Origin of the sequence: Ginsengibacter hankyongi (assembly GCF_008710285.1) — a bacterium.
In the GTDB taxonomy this organism is placed as follows: domain Bacteria; phylum Bacteroidota; class Bacteroidia; order Chitinophagales; family Chitinophagaceae; genus Ginsengibacter; species Ginsengibacter hankyongi.
On the sequence record NZ_VYQF01000009.1, the window covers coordinates 1 to 20,198 of the forward strand.

Below are 20,198 nucleotides of genomic sequence, written 5' to 3' on the forward strand. Positions count from 1 at the left end.
TAACCAGAAAGAACATTGTTCTTGTGTTTTTATACCAGTAATCTGATTAGAAATAAAAAGCAATTCTTTACTTGCCTATAATTTGGGCTTGCTGCTCAGATAAAGAATAACCGAAGGGTCTCCTTCAATATCAAATTAATGAGAAATTATTATTTTCATTTTTCTACAGCAATTTCTATAACCTTTACAGTATTGGGCTCCATTGACTCTGTTCGTTTTATTTTGTTTCCTGTTTTTTCCAACCTAATTACCTTTTCAGGAGTGATCATAGAGAGAGTATAATTATTGGCAGAAAGTCCAAATTGACTTGGATCAATTGCATAAGAAAAAGGAATTTCATGATCTGTGTAATTAGCAATGAATACAGCCAGATCTCCATCTTCAGATTGCCACAACCGGGCTTCTACTGAAGGTACTTTACCTTTGTGTAAACCACCTTCACTAAATTCTTCTTCAAAATCCGGGACAGAATTAGTTGGGGTTAAAGGTTTCCATAACCTGCCATATGTAAGAAATTTTTGTGTGACCATTCTTAATCTTGCACACTGACGCAGGAAATCGACTTTAGCGGAATATTCAGGACGACGGAACAAATCAAAATCCATCCATCCGATCTGCCTGCCATCAATAAATCCTTGTCCAACAGCGTAATTAAAAAGCTGATTACTTTTTTTGAAATCGCAAACACTGCCATAAAAGAGAGTATAACCGGAATATACAACCTGCTGTAAAGGTATTTCACGTTCAGATGGTTTTGCAGTATATAAATTTGCATTAACCAAGTCAAAGAATATCTCGTCTGCACCTTCGGAGGTTACAATTACATCCCTGCCATTCTGGTGAGCAACATTCAAAATATCCTGGTAATAGTCACGATAGCCGTCAGCCCAGTAATGACCACCACCCAAAGGATGCAAGTGATCTTTATTGAAACAAAGTTCATGTGAATTGTCGGAAACTTCATCTACATAGATTCCATTGATTCCGTATTGAGAAACCATTTTATCTATGAGATTAGAAATAGTATGACGCCAAGGCACCTGACTGGGACACATCGGGGTAAGCCTCCCAGCACCGTCCCAGTAAAATTTTTGTCTAAGGCCGCCTTCTTCATCTTTAATAGCGTAAGGATCGTATTTATCCCAATCAGGTATCTTGCTATCAGCACTCAGTCCGTTTATATAAGGTACAATTAGCGCACCTGAGTCAACAAGTTCTTTTACACGTTCTTTAAAACCTGAAAGTGCAGGGAGAAAGTGAGGATAATTATTATCAAAAAGGTGCTCATTCCATCCATACCACTGAAAGGCAATTGGGACACTCATTCTTTTCATGGCATTCAGGAATGGCATATCCATTTGATGGGGATCGCCAATATCACGTTTCCAGGTTGTAGGGTTTCCGGTGTTTTTATCTACATCCGGGGGAAGATCCCATATCCACGTATCCCGGATCCAAAAACCAATATTAATGGCAGATTTGGGGAAATCGGGTCTTTGTGAAATAGAGCCTTTTTGGGTCCATTTCTGTTGGAGTGCCCATGCCCTGTATCGATAAGCAGCATCAATCCAGCCTCCCTGGTAGGGCCCAAAAGCTACGGCATATTGATCCGGGAGTTCGGATCCGGTTACTCCCATATTTTCAGGATACCTTACCAGTGATAAAGTCTTTTTTTTGGAATCAACACTAAAATCTTTTGCCCACGATTCTCCGTCCATACTTGAAAAATATACTGCATTACTACCAGCATTAAATGACATAAATTGCATAGGAATGAAACCTGAAGGAGAGCGGGTCTTGAAAGATCCCGTCCAGTTTATTAAAAAATTACCTCCCGAGCCTTCTACCGGAAGTGCAAGATCATACGATCCCCCTGCAGGAAATCCGTTTACAGATGGACAGGCAACTTCCCATAATCCCCAATAATTTGAACGATTTCGTACGAATATCCTCCATTTGGCGATACCGTTTGATTTTGGCAACTCAATCGTAACCTCGATATTTACTACACTATCCTCTTCCCAAAATCTTATATTATTCCATTGAAGTATGGCAATCTGGTCACCACTTGCTTTAGTAAAAAGCTTAATATTACTGCAGTCTTTATAATTATTATCAATCTTAGGTCTCATGGTGCCTTTACCAAATTCTGCTTCCCATAACAAATGCTTCCCCTCGACCTTTTCAATATGATTAAATCCAGTCTTTCTATCAATCATTCCTGACAATCCGAGTCCATATGGTTCAAAAATGTAAGTCACATAATTATTTTGAAGGATAAGGCCTTTTGCAGGATCAATTGTCGTGTGCGTGGGTATTGCCATAATTGGTCTGGCAATAAAGATTGCAAGTGCTAAAAAAATATTTTTCATTCTAATTAATTAAGAAATTTTTTTAAAGGATAATAAAGATTAATCGTATAAACAAAACAACTCTTTGAAATACCTAAAACATTCAGTATTGTGGTTACTAAACCTAGAGTTACTTTTTCAACTTTAGATAGATTTACTTGGTATCATTCAACGTCAACAAACTAAAGCCCCCAAGTCATTTGAGCTTTTAGAAAATAGGTAGCAATAGCTTCTCGAAATTTTACCAAATCGAGGACGTCCACGATAACTATCTTGGCTTGACTGGATCCAAGCGATAGAATTAGTACCAAGTAACAAATTCATAAAAAGATCTCATCAAATTTTCCGTTATCCTTTACTCTAGTATATCAGGGTACCTTCATTTTTCTAAAGAAAACTCCCTATATTTTAGGGAGTATCAAATTTGGATATTATAGCCATAACTTAATGTAATTGGTGAAAATCATCTAATTAATGTCATAGTTTCCTTTACAACGGCAGAATCGCCTGTCCATGGGTCCTTAAATCCGTAACTTAGATTAAAAATATGATTAGTAGGGTCATAAGAAGAGGGGCCAGACACAATATTATATGTTTGAATTCCAAACCCATATAGGTAATCATTTGAAACAGTTACTGAATTGTCCGGATTTACTGTCAAGTCCATTTGCTGACCTATTGATGCATAAATGGTTTGATCTGCAGCGTTGAGTACTACTTTGTTAGGGACAGGGGAGGTGGGCAAAGTTACCCCATTCCCACCAGCAGAAGGGTAATTATTATAAAGGCTAAGAAGGCCTGATAAATCATGTACATACTTTAGATCATTAATTGAATAAGTGTTTTTCCCCATTACTCGCTGTCCAACTGAGTTATACAAACCCATGTATTTGTTACCTGCGACAAGAGCATACATAGTTGACCCGAAGTTTCCACTGATATCATATCCCTGGGCATCTGTAATTATAATAGGAAGTATATATTTTTTTGAAAAATCAATTTGGTTGGTATTTTTGAACTGAATAAAAATATTTTCATCTCTGGTTCCAGCCTTGAATGTGACTTGCTTATTGGGAATTGTATAGAATTCTGTTGGTAATAATTGATAAGCGTTACCATTCTTGGCATTGAACGCACTGAAACCAGTATTGTCTAAATCAACCGTCACAGTAACATCCTTGTTTAGTATAGGACCTCCTAACTGCAACTGAACAGAATCCGTTGCCATGCCACTGCTATCTAACCGTAAAGTCATAAAATAGCTATTAAGATTCGCAAGATAGCTTCCGCCATTTGCGGTCTTATTTAAATAGTTTATTGGATTAAGCTCGCTAAAAGAAGTAGCAACCCCATCTAATGTAAATGTTTTCGGGTTATCTTTTAAACAGGAAGGCAAAGAAAGTACGCTCAATATACATAATCCTTTAAAAAATTTATGCTTTAGTTGTTTCATAATAATTTATTATTTTATATTAATTTAGGGCATCCAGAAAATTTTTGGAGAGATAGGAGTTATAGCCCCTTCAGCGGCTACATTTTTGCTATTGGTGTTATATTCGGACTGAGGATAAATAAAACGATAAGGATAATCATAAAGCCTGCTACTAGAGGCTGAAAAAGGTAAATCTTTCGGGTAACCTGTCCTTCGATAATCTGTCCACGACTCCAACGGATCAGTAATACATAAGGAAATGTATTTCTGAATTAGAATGGCCTGCAAAGGGTTTGCACTGCTGGCCTGCCACCCTACATTTGCTATATTTTGTGACAAATATGCTGCTGCCCAATCCTTAGGATGCGCATTAAATGTTTTTCCATCAGTAAAAACATTCAGGTAAATAAAATTATCAGTAATCGCCTCAGCATATAGATCACCTGCATTCCCTGGTAATAGCCCTCTCTGGACTGCTTCCGCCTGAAGGAATAAGCTTTCCCAGGATGATAATATGATAGATGATTGTGAAGGGCTTGGCAATATCCCCCATGTTTTCGGTATAGTTCCTGAAAATCCTATAGGCGGTTTAAAATTAAATGGAAGATTGTTATTAGCATTCAGTTTATTCAGTGGGCCTCCGAAATAACTTGCAGCTGAATTGCCACCAGCCCCAAGCGGATTCCCCTCAATCATCCCAGCAACGTTGGTACCATAGAAATATCCAAGTCTAGTATCGTTGTAACCATTTAATTTATCAATAAAGTAGCTGTTACCAGCAGCCCCTACTAAAGCAGCTGCTCCTGTAATAGAATACCCAATGTGGGAATACAAGGGATTCAAATGGGTGGCCGCATCCGTAGCATAACCTGGATTTACCATAGCACTTTCACCAGGACCAAGTAAACCAGTAGGGTCACTCGCTATTTTTTGCATTTCCGCCTGTATGGTACTTTGTTGACTGCTTACCCCGATTTCATGCAACAGCATACGTAGTTTTAAAGTATTGCCAAACTTAATCCACATAGTAGCGTCGCCCTTAAACATTACATCGGCATTTCCCGGGTTATATTCAGAAATCAGTGTGGTATTTTCCAGAATATCTACAGCTGAATCAAGCTGTTGAATACAAGCATTATAGACATCCTGCGCCTTATCATATTTAGGGGTAAGAATATTTTTACCCAGCTGAAGAGCCTCTGTATATGGTACATCATTATAAGTATCCACTAGCATCTGAAAATTCAGCGCCTTCATAATTTTAGCAGCTCCTACAAGAAACCATTTATTTGCAGCAACTCCACTCTGCTCTATAAAAGCATAGTCATTCAGATTATGATAATTATCAGTCCAACTTGTGACAAAATCAGTACTAGTGAAATTATTGGAATTATTCGGACCTGGAGGGGCTGCACGAACGCTGTTACCATAATAATTTTGGGTGCCATTCATATATAAATAGTCGACACTTACTATATAAGCCGTCTGAGTTAACGCGTTCGTAAATACTAAAGCCGGATCTGCCTGCGCAGGAGCATTCGGATTATTATTGATATCCAGAAAATTCTTTTCACATCCACTTCCTAAAATTAACAATCCGGCAGATAACAAACTACAATATATTAATTTCTTTTGCATATTAATTTTTTTTTGATTAGAACACAATTTTTAGATCTGCTCCGTAGGTCCTGGTTGGGGGAGCTTGATGAAGGCTGTTGCTACCTGTGGCATTACCAGTAGACTCGCCGTATGACGGATCTGTCCAAATATTTCCCTTGGGCACTATTAAAATCAAATTGCTTCCCACCAGGCTCACAGATATATTCTGCACATATTTTAATTTATCTGTAATATTTGTAGGCAGACTATATGAAATGCTAGCATTCCTTAACGACCAATAAGCACCGCTGGTCATGTAAATTGAATTTACCCCCCCAGGTGCACCCAAAGAAAAATCATAGATTTGGTTATTGGGATTAGCAACATACTTTCCATTAGGTTCCTTAATTACCGAGTTTGGATAAGAAAATCTTGAACGGTCAAATACGGCAAAACGCTGAGAAATATTAAATACATCCATATATAATCCCGTTCCGTTATAAATTACATTGCCCCCTTTGTACTCAGCAACTGCGGAGAGTGTAAAACGCTTGTAATTTAACGAAGTATTTATGCCCAGTGAGTAAGTTGGGTTAGTTGTTCCATAATCTACCAACGTGTTCGCCCTAGAAGGCTGACCATTATTAGCATTAACAATTAACTGTCCAATGCTGTCTCTCGCAAAATCAGTCAGCAAAAGCTGTGGATAAGACTTTCCTACAACAGCATACGAATTAGTAATCCCCGAAGGATCGGAAATTTTTAAACTATTGATCGCACCTAAGCTTACAACTTTATTCTGATAGTGTGTAAAGTGGATACCCACATCCCATCTGAGGTTATTTCGCTTTACAGGGGTAACATTTAAATCCAGTTCCAACCCTTTATTATCCATTTCTCCAACATTTATCAAAGATTGGGTAAAACCTGTCGCATTAGAAACGTCTATCGGAACTGTTTCGTTGGTTGTATTCTCCTGAAAATAGCTAAATTGCAAATTAACTCTGTTTTCGAGAAAACCGATTTCGCCACCTACCTCTTTAGAAAGCGTAAACTCAGGTTTCAGACCAGGAAATGTAGCCGACGTAGAAGTTGTTAGACCTGGAAGCTGACCAAATGGGAATCCCGACCCGGAAGAGAAAACTGTCTGAACCTGATATGGGCTCACATTTATATTTCCCGTTTTTGTAACAGCACCCCTAATCTTTAAAAAGGAAATTGTTTTACTGTTTTTCAAAGCGGGAATAACATCACTTAACACCACGGATGCATCTACTCCAGGATAGAAATAATTTCTGTTGTCCGCATTCAGCAGCGATGTAGCATCCATACGTCCGCTTGCGTGCAGGAAAAGGAAATTTCTATACCCTAAAGTCAGGTCAGCATAATTTCCATAATTGCGCATTTTACTCATCGTTTGGTTCACGTTAGGAACACCTTGACGAAAATTAACGTTATAAAAATCGTTAATATTCAACAAGGTGGTTGATCCATTTGATAAAAGTTGATATTGATCCTGGTTAATAATATTACCGAGTATTAACTGAGTATTAATATCTCCGAATTTTTTATGAAGAGTAATCTTCAAACTGGAATAAAATTTATTGTCAGAGATAGTTGAATTGGCTAAGCTTGGAGGAGTAGTTCCCTGAAAAATGCTCATATTGCCTCCCAGTGTATTGTTTGCCATCCATATTGCATACGGACTGAAATTAAAAGCCGCCCGTGTAGCTACATCATTGATGGAATAGTCTTGTAAGCCGATTAAGTAATCAATATTCATCCATTTGGTAGCATCCAGGGAAAAGTCGAAACTACCTAATAAATCATTTCTATAAGCATTATCTCTCTGATTCTTAAGATACCAGTAAGGATTGATACCATAAGCATTATAATAGGTATTGATATCTGAGAACTTGTAAGGCGAATTAACATCTCTATAGCTTGCATAAGGCACCATAGGTGCAATATTTGTAACAGCTAAATAGGCTTGATATAAGTTACCCTGAGAAGTGTGTGATGAACTATAACTTGCATTAGCTGTTGCTTTGAAAGCGCCGTATTGCCTGGAAGCTTTGAACCCAAAACTGTTGCGATTATACTTGTCTCCCGGCAGAATTCCTGTTCTGGTGATATTTTGTGCAGATAACAAAAAGGCACTTTTATCATCACCTCCTAAATATGATACCCCGTTTTGATAAGTATTTCCGGTGTTCCAAAATCTCTGAAATTCACCAGGCCGGCCTTTGTATGGCAATTTTTGTATTTTACCGTCAGGTGAAGGAATTCCAATAACAACCGAATCGCCTCCAAAAGGAGATCCTAAACTAAAAGGACTTCCCAAGCTTTGATTCTCGTAAGGAACATATCCACTATTGAAGGTTCTGGGGTCACTATAAGATAGAGCATCATTACCTAAAAATTCTGTTGAAGCTGGACCAAACTCTTCCTGAAATTGAGGAATTAATGAAATTTTCTCAAAAGATACCGAACTATTGACGGTTATGGTCGGTTTTCCTTTTCTAGCCGATTTTGTAGTGATAAGTAATACACCATTTGCAGCACTTGAACCATATAATGCCGAAGCTGTAGCACCTTTTAAAACATTTATCGACTCAACCACATCAGGATTCATCTGTGCCAAATAGGTATTATCTACTGGTACACCATCCACTACGATCAATGGTTGATTATTTCCCAGGAAAGATCTGTTGCCCCTTAATGTGATACGAATATTATCAGGGTTTACTCCACTATTTACAAGATTGATATTCATACCTGAGACCTTGCCCATAATGCCGCTGGCTAAATTAACAGGTTGGCTGCTAGTTAAATCTTTTGAATCAATTTGTGCAGTTGCATACCCAAGAGATCTTTTTTCTCTCTTAATTCCCAAAGCGGTTACAACTACTTCGCTTAATTCTTTATTTGAAGATTGCAAAATAATGTTTAATTCATTACTTTTTCCAACAGAAACAGAATAATTATCATACCCTACTGAACTAATTTCTAAGTGCTGACCAGTAGCTGCCTTTATTGAAAATCTACCTTGGTCATTTGTTGTGGTTGCTTCCTTCGTTTCAGCTACGGTAACTGTTGCAGAGGGAACACTATTTCCATCAGCATTCACTACAATTCCGGTTATTTGCCTTTGTGCGATACCCGAAAAGGAGATAAACAAAAATATCAGCAGAAAGATATTGATTTGAATTAGTCTTAATGGTTTCATCCGAACTTATTTTTATTTTGAGTGAATAATTTGATGCTCTTTGATGCCTTTAATTTTAAACATAAAACTTTCGGTTAAATTCGGCAGCATGTATTGTAACCCGTTTATCTGTAATATTCTGGGGCCTGTGAATTAACGATTAGCATTTATTCTGTATAAAATTAAAATTCGATTATAAAAACAAGTGCAAACTATGACTTCAAAGCCAAAAAAATTGTAATAGACGCAACTCGGAGATTTTTAAAATCATAAGAGAAGGAATATTTCTTGTGGGTATTTGAATGGTGAAATTAAAACTTATACCTATGAGGCAGTATGCAAAATTTAACTATTCATAAACGAATTTTATCTAACAATACTTTCCAATAGTCATTTTCCAATGTAATCTGAAAACGTTTTTAGATAGTCGTTATATGCCAGGAGCCTTTAGCTTTTTAAATCGCCCTAGCACTATCCTAATTCAAAAGCACCAATGGAAAAGAATATCATTTACTATATTTCACTATAAAACTCAAATACTTCTGATACATTCTTTTGGAAACTTCAATCGGGTCACCCTGGGGCTTTGTAGGAAATATATTTTTTTGAGATGACCAGTTCTTTTCCCATTGGCAGGAAGAGTCCAGGAATGGGGCACGGTCCCAATTTTCATTTTTCTTCAAAGCAGTTTCTACTTCATCAAAAAATTTATTCCACTGCACCAGATGATAGCTGGTAAACATGCCTGCCCATTGTTTATAGGCATAATTGTTCAGATCATCAAACTGACCCTCCGTACATTTCTCTCCCCAAAGCGTTATTATATTCCGGGCATTCCACTCATACAAATCTTTTTCACTTCGAGTATCTCCCCATTTTTTTGCTGTTGATATCCATCTACCCAGCAGGTATTCCTTCCTGGTTGATAACAGTACATCAAAATCTTTTATTAGTTCGATAAATTGGGCTTTGATCTTTAAAAATCTATCCAGATCCCTCCTATCATAAGCATCCTTTAATTGCAAAATCCAATAGTAACCTAAAGGACTCAGATATTGCCTTGTAAGATTGACAACGTCAAACTGGTAGGTGTCCAGATTTTTAAATTGATTAGAACATTTTAATAAATTATCTAAAGCTTCACCTAAAATCTTATTATCATAATCCGGTATCGGACTGGTACGATAAGCCAATTTAGAATTATAAAAACCGGGACGTTCACATAAAAATGTACCAGTTTGTTTATTAGAATTATAAACCGTTTCAAGCATACCTTGCCAGGCTTTCCTGGCAAATTCATTTTTCTTTCCATACCTGTCTGCAACATAGTTACCTATCCATTGTTTTACATCAGGCACATCTTTTTCCCATACCATGTTCATTACAAATTCCTGTACTACCGGGTCATTTCCAAAGTACTCCATAGCCATACCGATACCTGAAAAATTTCCCTTATCGGGGCTGCTCAAAACATCCTTCAGATTTGTTGCCATATCCTGAAGTCTCCCGCTCATGCTGGTTCTGCCTCCAAAGTTTTGAAGTACATTCCAAATCCAGGGTTTTCCGTAAAAAGCCGATTGCTTCTTCCAAACCGGATGCACTTCTCCCCATAAATCCAGGATGATCATCTTATCGTTGGGCACTGCACCCAATAGCGCTTTCACCTGCGGTTCTCTCCAGAAATTATCAATGCTGTAATATAAAAACCATGCTTGCATTACCCATACAGCTTTAGGATCGGCAGTTGCCATTGACTTATAAACTGACCGGCTCATATTCGATAAAAAACCAGGATCATTACTGTCTGGGTTTACTTCGTTAAAACAGTCAGCAGAGTAATAATGATCCGTTCCATACATTTCAGTTTGTTTTTGAATAAACAATTTTCCAATTCGCTGAAACAACGTATCAGAAGGATCTAAAAAATAAGTTCCTCCAAAGCCAGCAGACCAGTTACCGGTCTGATGAAGTTTAGCATTGGGATAAATTTCCTTTATCGATTCAGGTACGTGTCCGGTAAATGCCTGCAAAATCGGGGTCATGCCTAAATCACGTTCTCTCTTAAGTATTTTTTGTTCCAGCACTTTATGCTTTTCTATCCATGATTTTGGCAGCGGGCCACCCAGGCCATCAATATTTCCCATCCATGACCAGGGCAAATAAGCTGGCCCCACGAGAAAATTATCAATCTGCTTTTGGCTTAATCCTAATGCTTTATATACTTCCGTCCAAACAGCTTCCTGGCCGGTAATAGCCAATGGAAAATTGATTCCATTCATAGCCATCCAATCTATCTGTCGCTCCCAGTCTTTCCAGTCCCACCACGCCATCGTATAACTGAATGTGCAAACATTGAAGAAATATCTCTTGTTAAACTTCGTGTACATCACTTCGGGAGATAATGGTTGCGTCAATATTGCCGGAAGAGCAATATGCTGGTCAATAACTGTAAATTGAGAATTGCAATATTTTTTTAAATACCAATTGAGTCCTGAAGCCAAAGAAACTCCATTGTTTCCTTTGATCAGGATTTTTTTCCCGATTTTTGAAATCTCAAAAAAATCTTTGCCGTTGGCTTTTTTTTCTAGCTGAAAAACAAAATCATTTGATCTATTTTCCAATACTCTTTTTGCCAGGCTGTAAACATTGCTGAGTTCGGTATCATTTTTATCTGGCTGTTTCTTCGCTCTATCGCCCGCGTTACTCTTACAAAATGCAAATAATAATACAATCAGAATAACGGAATTTTTTATAATGTATCTCATACTTTTTAATTAGCATTATTTTTCTTAGCAATAACTTTTACATCTGCCCAGTCAGCCGGCACTTCTTTTCCATTTATTTCAAGAAGAATATATTTAACTCCTTCCACATTAATATCTATGTGAACGGATGAATCTTTCCCAATTTTACCGCTATCAAAGAGAACCTGCCCGCCAAAATAATCTCCATTATAGACTTTGAATTGAGCTGTTGCATCGCCCTTATATTCGTCATCAATTCCAACCACTGCTTGAAAGCGGTGGGCTTTCCCATTGAGCCTATACATAATTTTTGAATTGGTTTGGCAGCCTAATCCCTTCTTGTATCGGACCCCTGCAACTGAAATTTCTTTGCCTTTATAATTTTTATTTTTTACTGGAGCTCCTCCCTGTTTCATTAAATAATAAATATCACTCAACCAGGTAGTGCCCACATTTGTTACCGTATATTTTTCAACTGGAACAGGTTTCGGGCCTGCAATCATTTTGCCTCCGGGAGTGCCTACTTTTATTAACAGGTGGCCATATTGTGCAAGATCTTTAGCTACAAAAAAATTGTTGAAATATCCAAGATCCTTTTGTTTCCATAAATCCCTTACTCTCTGATTTCCCTGCAATCCGATTTGATCCCAATTCACTTTTATATCAGCATTTTCTTTAGCGGTATTTAATAATAAAACAGCGGTGGTGCCATCAGAAAGAGGCTTATTGTATACCTGCTGTTTGCCATTATCAAATACTTTATAACCCTGAAATCCTCTTGGATCCTGGTCAACGGCAATTACTTCTTTTGCTGTTAGAATGTTTTTAAGCGAATCAGGCATTTTTCGCAAATCAGTGCCAGACATGAGCGGCGCAGCCAATATGCACCAAAGGCTAAAATGCAGTTGGTCCTGGATTACAGATTTTAGATTGCCAACTTCGAGCATATCGGGATCGTTCCAATGGCCCGGGCCTGCAAATTGCCATAAGCCATTAAAAGCTGAATCAATAACTCCGCTTCCTCCGGATGTGTTAGCGCAATATAAAATAGAGCCCATATTGGGACTGATATCGTAAGAGGTACGCCAGAGATGCGCATAATCTTTGGCACCCCAGGCCCATGATCCATTGCCAAAATCTGATATACTCAGCACCATGGGCCTGCCGGATTTTTTTATGGCAGCACTATATATGCTAAGATCAACATCACTGGGTCTTTTGTTTCTTTCTGCATAGCAGCCGTCAAGTTTCACATAGTCTACTCCCCAGGAAGCAAAAGTTTTCATATCCTCTTCTTCATGATTGTAGCTTCCTGGCAATTTCTGGCAAGTGAGATACCCTCTGCATTCGTAAATTCCAAATTTTAATCCTTTGCTGTGAATATAATCCCCAAGCGATTTCATTCCCGAAGGAAATTTTTCGGGGTCACCATACAATGTTCCCTCTTTATTACGCTCGCTTGCCATCCAGCCATCATCTAATACCAGGTATTGGTATCCGGCATCCCGCATTCCCGTACTTACCATTGCATCTGCAATTTCCTTAATCTTTGTTTCATTAATATCAGCCTGAAATATATTCCAACTATTCCAACCCATTGGAGGAGTAAGCGCTAGTCCATCATCTTTTACGATCTTTCCAGACGAACAGACGCAAAGTAAAAAACAGCAAAAGATTACCAAGTGCCCTGTAGAAAATGATTTTACTTTTTTCAAAATATTAAATATTAAATATTAAATATGAATCCCATTGTATCCTAAAATTCCGATTATGAATCAGTATTATTACTACAAAAAATTTAAAATTTTTAAGGTCATGAAAACCCGTTTAATCCTAAAAATCCAGATCAACTGACGAAATCCACTTCTTCCTCAAATACTCCTCGATTCCTTTTCTTTCACTTTCAGATAATAACCGGTTAAGGAGTAGTATTTCAGCCAGGGAGCCTTCCCAATAGCCCTCCGTTTTCATAATACTATCAGTTGCTTTTGATCCAAGTTCCACGATAAGTATACAATAGTCCATTGGGTTTGGAGTAAGGAAAGGATCCACCCTTTTACCATTCAAATAAGTTTTCCCTTCCTTTGTTTTTTCATCTGCTACTTGGGGATCGAAAAGTCTCTCCCTGGTGTCGCTACTTTTTCCAATGTATTTGCTCAGTCCTATGAAAGGGCTTTTCCCCGGGTAAGACATATCGCTCTCTTTATATACCATAATAATAGTTCGAAAACCCGTTGCTTCTTTACCGAGGCTTTGAACCCATACATCATCAAATCCGCATACCCCCTTTCCATTTAATTCATTGGGCTTGTAATTAACTAAAAGTTGCCCCAGTTCCGGACTGATTTTATCTTTCCAATTTATGGGGCCACGTCCGGGAGTTGGACTATTCTTTTTTGCATTTGCATCAACATCATTTGCATCAAGCCAAAGAACTATGTCTTTTTTGCCTAATGATAACGGATTAATTTCCCTAAAACCATCCCCAGTATTACTCTTACCTATTGCAATACCAATTCTATTACTGCTTTCGGCATTAGTTTGATTATTTTTTTCAGCAATGAAATAGTTACCGGGTCCGACAGGAGAAAATTCGTTGCCGATAACTAATGGTTCCTCAAATTTTTCCTGGTAAAACAAAGGCGCATCATTTTGATACCATTCATAGGTAAATCCCGGTAAGGGATCTTTAATCGCAATTGATTTCTTTCCAACCTTTACTAATTCAGGTTTAGTAATTGTAAACGAATCCGCCTCATTTACAAATATCGATTTAACGATTGCATTACCTTTACTGTCTTTTATCAGAACTTTATAATGACCCGGTCTAAGGTTATTTCTTTCTTTGCCTATAACTGCTAAATCGTTGAAACTGGCGGGTACTCTCAAATAATCAATATTTGGCCCGGATTGTCCGCAAGATGATAGGGTTACCCAGTTGGCTCCCTGTTTTAAATTTGCTTTGAGCGATACTTCATCCCAGCCTGTATTCAAGGGCCTCGTTGAATTAATATTAATTGGAAATCTTCGACCTCCGTTAACAGACATATTAACTTGACTATTTTCAAAGCCGGTACTTCCATAAATAATATCAATAGGATAAACTCCCTCTTTGGCTACATCGATCTTCCAGGATATGAATCCTTCGTTGCCATTAAAACTGACATAGGTATTATTGCTTGCCCCAAAATAATTCTTAGTGATATGCCCCGGTATAGCGAGAGAAGCATTTTCAGCTTCATAAATTATATTATCTGTGTAATCACATTTTTCATCAGCCCACACAAAACTATATGGTTCCGTCCCACCTTTGACTTGTAATTCAATTTTGCCGTTATCACAGTTTTTATCAGAAGCAGTAGTATTCTCGTTCACCTTGAGAATACCTGAGGTATTTTTTATTCCCTGTGATTTCTCTTTGAAACTTTGAATTCCCATATGATTCCCATAAACTGAATAAGAACACTCCTTCATTCTAAATTCACTGTCGGTAACTAACAAATTGTATATTCCCGGGATGGCATTATTTAAATTACCCATTGTATCACCGGTTGACCATTTATAGCTATAAGGCGGTTTGCCTCCTGATACGACTGATCTCAACTCTGATTTACCTGTTGACTTACCAACTCTATTGAAGAACTCAATTTTAACTTCAAGGTCATGAGAAGGTGAAACTGGTTTCAAATTATGAATATTCCACCTTATTTCCCTTTTTGGATATTGGGCATACGGCGGATCAGGACGAATTAAAGAAGTCTCATCTGTAAGAGTGCAGATTAATTCATAATCGGAAATACTTCCAAATTTTATATTAACTGAATCTGTACCTATCGCAATTATTTTACCATTAAGACTCCACCTTACAACTTGTGTGTTCGGCTCTGGACTGATATGGTCAATGGCAAAATGATTAACGGTCTCTCCATTTATAGTAATCTCATTTTCGGAGGGATAAAAACTGTTAATAGGATTGACAAGACTGTAAACCCGCATTGCTAATCTCTGCTCACAGATCGGGCACATTTTCTCAGTATTATCAAATACCCCGGCTCCCATTATACATCCCTGTGCCGTCGATCTAAAATAATTAGCTAGATGATATTGATTTCCTTCAAAGGCACCAACTTTATCCATATATTCTTCTGTATATGGGGTTGGAAGAGGCGTACTCGTGTCAATCCATTTTCTCCATTTTATTTTGTCCCGCCTATATTCTATTGTAGAATTATAAGTTGGAAATTGAGAAGTACCCGATTGGGGTCCTGAATATTCATCACCAAGGCTCCCACATGTATGTGATATTTCATGTAGCATCTTTCCTATCCCATTGCCAGCAATTACCGCATCGCCGATCCTATCTTCAAGATTTCTTCCAGCACCTCCTCCACCATTTCGAACGTTCGGCATGGCCAGTATAGTAACCCAACCAGTATTCTCGTCCTTCCACGGCAAAAACAACCTGTTTCTTAAACTATCAGCCACACTTATATCAACTCCCTTATCCCATTCTGGGATATCCGGCCACCACAACGCGTAAACATTAAAAAATTGCCTGTAATTAGCATAGGCTGTTTGTGCTTTTGAATTACCGGGGGTTAATGCAGCTATTAATGATTCGTTGATATCATTTAAAAACACCTTTTTCATTTCCTGCGAGTTATAGGGATCTTTATCTTTCGATGTCCACCTATTCATAATAACAATATTGATCCTGTTATTCTTATCCCCATTGATCATTATAGGAATAAGTTCGACCTTTTTAAGAACCGAATCAATGTTAATACCCAGCTTATTTTCAGATGGTGCACGATCTGACATTTTTGAGATCCTAACTTGAAAAGGACTATGGTAGTTAAGTAAACTTTCCTTAAAATCCACCCTCTTCATCACGGCCCCGAGGTTCATTCTATTAATCCTTATATTAACTCCCTTTTGCCTGTTTTCCTTATTTGTATCAGGCCTCAAAAAAGATGCAAATCCCATTTCATTTCGCGCCGCGAAAATATTTGGCGAAATTGCCAGTAAAAGCAAGATGCCATATAATGATGATAAAACTCTTAAAAATTCGGATGTTATATTTCTCAAGTTCATTTTTTTTGCGTCCAATATTTTATCAATTTTTTATTTGATAAATGCAACCCTTTCTTCAAATAAGCTCATTGCTTAGAAACTCTACAATTTGGCGTACAAATTTTTCCTCTCTGCCATATGTAAGGATCATTAAGTAGTTTTAAAACAGATTTTTCGCATCTTTTTTCAAACTTAAATTCCCTTTCATTGTTTATTTTGTCTTCCCTCATCCCGCATCTCCTTCCACAATTTGGCCATAGTTCCTGATAAAGAATTTACAATCTCAGGCTTTTCTCCAGCCAAATCATCCTGTTGACCGGGATCATTTTTTAAATTATATAATTCATATTTCACCGGTCCATATTTAAAAAACCAGTCATTAAGTTTCATGGAATCAGGCTTAGGTGGCAACCATCCTATTAATGCGTAATCGCCTGATCTGATTTCCATCTCCGGTAACCGGAAATAGGTATCTTCCCAGTTGGGATAAAACCAGACGGCCGGTTCCGTTCTTTTTGTTTTCTTATTAAGAAAGGCATTGAAGTTTGCTGTTCCGTCATAATGAACCCCCTCAGGCAAGGGGATGTTTATTAATTTACATATCGTGGGAAACAAATCAGTGCCATCAAACAATTTATCGCTGTAAGATCCTTTTGCTATCGCTCCGGGGAATCTGGCTATTCCCGGAACACGGTGGCCACCCTCGTAAACATATCTTTTCATTCCCCTGTATATGCCGGGGGTACCGAAGCATTTATCCCGTATGGGATCATCCCATTTGCCCCTGGATTCGTCAAAAGAAACCGGATCTTCGGGGCCATTATCACTGGTAAAAAAAACTAAAGTATTGCCTTTCAAACCAAGTTGATCAATTGTTTTCATTAATCTGCCAAAAGCATTATCGAGCTGGGTAACTGTTCCATAATATTCTTTCTTATTCCGGGAAATATTTCTTTTTGTTCTTTCGACATGACCGTAATTAATTGTTTTTTCCAGCGAATCGACGGTGGAATTATCATACATATCACTGTATTCCTTTGGCGGAGAGATAGGTGTATGAGGTTCATGGGAAGCTATATACAGGAAAAAGGGTTTGTTTTTATCCCTCTTTTCCGTCAGCCACTTATCTGCCTCATCCACAATAACATCGCAATACCAGCCTTTAACCTGCCCGACAGGAACTCCATTCTTTATAAAATCCTTTGTATTGGCAGGCCCGTCAAAGGCATTGTGAGAAGTTCCCATCCAGTAATCGAATCCCTGTTCAGAAGGTCCCGGTTGATTCACTTTATTCTTCTCAAGTATAGACACGTGCCACTTTCCAAAAAAACAGGTTTGGTACCCTTTTTTCTTTAGCATTTCAGGAATGGTAATTTCCTTTGATTTCATAAATGATTTAGCATTGGCAAGATAATAGAAGCCGAGCCGGTAAGGGTTTCTGCCTGTGAGCAAAGCAGCCCTGGCTGGAGAGCAAATAGGTGCCCCGGAATGGCAGTCCGTAAGGAGTACGCCTTCCTTAGCCAATTGATCAATATTAGGTGTTTTAATGATAGGATTTCCGTAACAGGCCAAATCCCCATAACCAAGATCATCTGCAAGAAAAATGATAATATTAGGCTGCCTGTTAACTGCTTTTTTTTGGGAAATACATCTACCAGATATCACAATCAATATTAAAAAAATGATGCCATATCTAAATTCCAAGTTTATAATATTTTAAAAGTAAAATTATATGTTGCCTTAAGCCCTTGTTTGTCACAAATGCCTGATTCAAAAACTGCAAACTAAGAACTTGTAACTTCGTTAAATGTGTTCTGTTTAAAAGGAAAAATCTCACTAATATTCTAAAGAATGTTCTGCATATTTCTATGAGAGCATCTGATTCCCGAAATTAAATTTCTTATAACAAATTAATAAACTTTAAATACCCTGCTATTTACGATTATTATCCTTACATGGTAAATAACTCCAATATCATTTAAAAGTAATAATAAATCGATCTTTGAAAAGTAAAGTGATCTAAATAAATTAAGTTCTTGTTTGTGCTAAAAATATCTTCAAGAATGGATCATACTAATTGATTTGGTTGGTATAGATGTAGAAATTTTCATCAATCTTTAATTCACTTATCCCCAATTTTATCTGTTTCATTTTTTCCGCGGGATATATAAATTGCAACTCACCTTTGCCATTATATATTCTCAAGGGAATGCGAAATCCCGGAACTACATTAGTCCATTTGTATGACAAAATCCCATTGTTGATCTTATATTCTAAGGTGGGAATTTTAGTGGTTCTCAAATATTGATCGAACACTTTTGAAAAATCGATACCCGAATTTTGGCTTATATAATTTTCAATTTGTTTCGAGGTAACCGTTTGATGATAAAATGCTTTATTAAGCCCCCTTAATATCTGCCGGAATTTTTCATCATTATTGATGATTTGCCTAATCAGGTGAATCATATTGTCGGCTTTGGAATACATGTCTCCGGTGCCTTCCTTATTTACCCCATAGGGCCCAATAATCGGTTTATCATTCTTAATGTTTTTCCTAATCCCGGCGACGTAACCAGTCGCCGCTTTTTTACCATAATAATATTCAGTAAAAAGAGCTTCGCTATAGCTTGCAAACCCTTCGTGGATCCACATATCCGCAATATCCTTTGAAGTGATGTTATTCCCAAACCATTCATGTCCACTTTCATGAACAATTATAAAATCCCAATTTAATCCAACACCGGTTCCGGAAACGTCTCTGCCCAAATAACCATTCATAAAATGATTCCCATAAGCTACAGCACTTTGATGTTCCATACCGAGATGTGGAGCTTCAACGAGTTTGTACCCATCTTCGTAAAATGGATAAGGGCCAAACCAATATTCAAAAGCTTTCATCATTCGTGTTGCGTCTTTGAACTGACTTTTGGCTTTAACCAAATCTGAATCCAATACCCAATAATCCATTGTCAGGGGGCCTTTTTCACCATGGTAAATTTCTCCGAAATGGACGTATTTGCCCAAATAGGGAATGAGATCATAATTATTAATCGGATTCACTACTGACCAAGCTGTTGTTGTGGTGCCGTCACCGTTATTTACCTTACTTCTCATTCTTCCATTGCTTACGGCAACCAGGTCTGATGGAGCTATTATATGCATTTCCGCGCTATCAGGTTCATCACCCTGGTAATCTTTACAGGGGTACCACACGCTGGCCCCAAGGCCCTGGCAGGCAATTGTTATCCACGGATTACCACCCTTATCTCTTGCCCAAATTAGACCGCCGTCCCATGGTGGCCTTTTTGCAGTTCGCGGTTTACCGTGGTAGTAAACTGTTATGTTATTTATAGCCCCCTTTTTAAACATGTTATTAGTGAAATTTATGAAGTATGCATTTCCGTCTCTTTTAAGGTCCGTGTCATACAAAATGTTTTGAACTGTTCCATTTTCATATTTTAATTCATTAGCGATGCTATCAAGTATCATTGGTTCCTGCAGATCAATTTGCATAATTGAATGCGGTTTTAAAACCTTAAACGAAATAACATTGTAACCGCTTATCGTACTATCTTCCAAGTTAAACTTTACATAAAGGCTATATTTGGTAGCATTCCACCAATCTCTTCCCGGGCCGTTGCTTCCGCGTAACGTATCAGCATGTGTGAATGTTTGTGCGAAAGGAGCCTTAAAGCCAATCAGAGATAAACATAAAAAAATGACTATCTTTTTCATGCACTTTTTTTTTCTAAAGGAGAATATGGTTAAAAATGAAATTTTATATTCTTTTT

At 37.7% G+C, this 20,198-nt stretch carries 9 protein-coding genes; all 9 read right to left on the bottom strand.

Annotated elements, in window-relative coordinates; genetic code table 11:
• Positions 1-155 precede the first annotated feature (155 nt).
• The 9 genes from FW778_RS19460 to FW778_RS19500 all read right to left on the bottom strand — a co-directional run bounded on the left by FW778_RS19460 (position 156) and on the right by FW778_RS19500 (position 20,142).
• Entirely contained in the window at positions 156-2,372 is a 2,217-nt protein-coding gene (locus FW778_RS19460) for a DUF6259 domain-containing protein (protein WP_150416538.1), read from the bottom strand.
• A gap of 442 nt (positions 2,373-2,814) precedes the next feature.
• Positions 2,815-3,804, bottom strand: coding sequence for a BT_3987 domain-containing protein (locus FW778_RS19465; protein WP_150416539.1), 990 nt, complete (start codon positions 3,802-3,804; stop codon positions 2,815-2,817).
• A gap of 24 nt (positions 3,805-3,828) precedes the next feature.
• The gene (locus FW778_RS19470; RefSeq protein WP_150416540.1) at positions 3,829-5,421 is read right to left on the bottom strand and encodes a SusD/RagB family nutrient-binding outer membrane lipoprotein; all 1,593 of its coding nucleotides are present in this window, start codon (positions 5,419-5,421) and stop codon (positions 3,829-3,831) included.
• Between the two features lie 16 nt (positions 5,422-5,437).
• The gene (locus FW778_RS19475; protein WP_150416541.1) at positions 5,438-8,611 is read right to left on the bottom strand and encodes a SusC/RagA family TonB-linked outer membrane protein; all 3,174 of its coding nucleotides are present in this window, start codon (positions 8,609-8,611) and stop codon (positions 5,438-5,440) included.
• A gap of 485 nt (positions 8,612-9,096) precedes the next feature.
• Positions 9,097-11,355, bottom strand: a complete 2,259-nt coding sequence (locus FW778_RS19480) for an alpha-N-acetylglucosaminidase (protein WP_150416542.1) — start codon at positions 11,353-11,355, stop codon at positions 9,097-9,099.
• A 5-nt stretch (positions 11,356-11,360) separates the two neighbouring features.
• Positions 11,361-13,049: an NPCBM/NEW2 domain-containing protein gene (locus FW778_RS19485; protein WP_150416543.1), complete on the bottom strand. Its 1,689-nt coding sequence runs from the start codon at positions 13,047-13,049 to the stop codon at positions 11,361-11,363.
• Positions 13,050-13,167: 118 nt separating this feature from the next.
• Complete coding sequence (locus FW778_RS19490; RefSeq protein WP_202552367.1) at positions 13,168-16,422, bottom strand: M64 family metallopeptidase; 3,255 nt, start codon at positions 16,420-16,422, stop codon at positions 13,168-13,170.
• A gap of 189 nt (positions 16,423-16,611) precedes the next feature.
• Positions 16,612-18,111: a sulfatase family protein gene (locus FW778_RS19495; protein WP_202552368.1), complete on the bottom strand. Its 1,500-nt coding sequence runs from the start codon at positions 18,109-18,111 to the stop codon at positions 16,612-16,614.
• Positions 18,112-18,480: 369 nt separating this feature from the next.
• Complete coding sequence (locus tag FW778_RS19500; RefSeq protein WP_150416545.1) at positions 18,481-20,142, bottom strand: M1 family metallopeptidase; 1,662 nt, start codon at positions 20,140-20,142, stop codon at positions 18,481-18,483.
• Between the last annotated feature and the right edge of the window lie 56 nt (positions 20,143-20,198).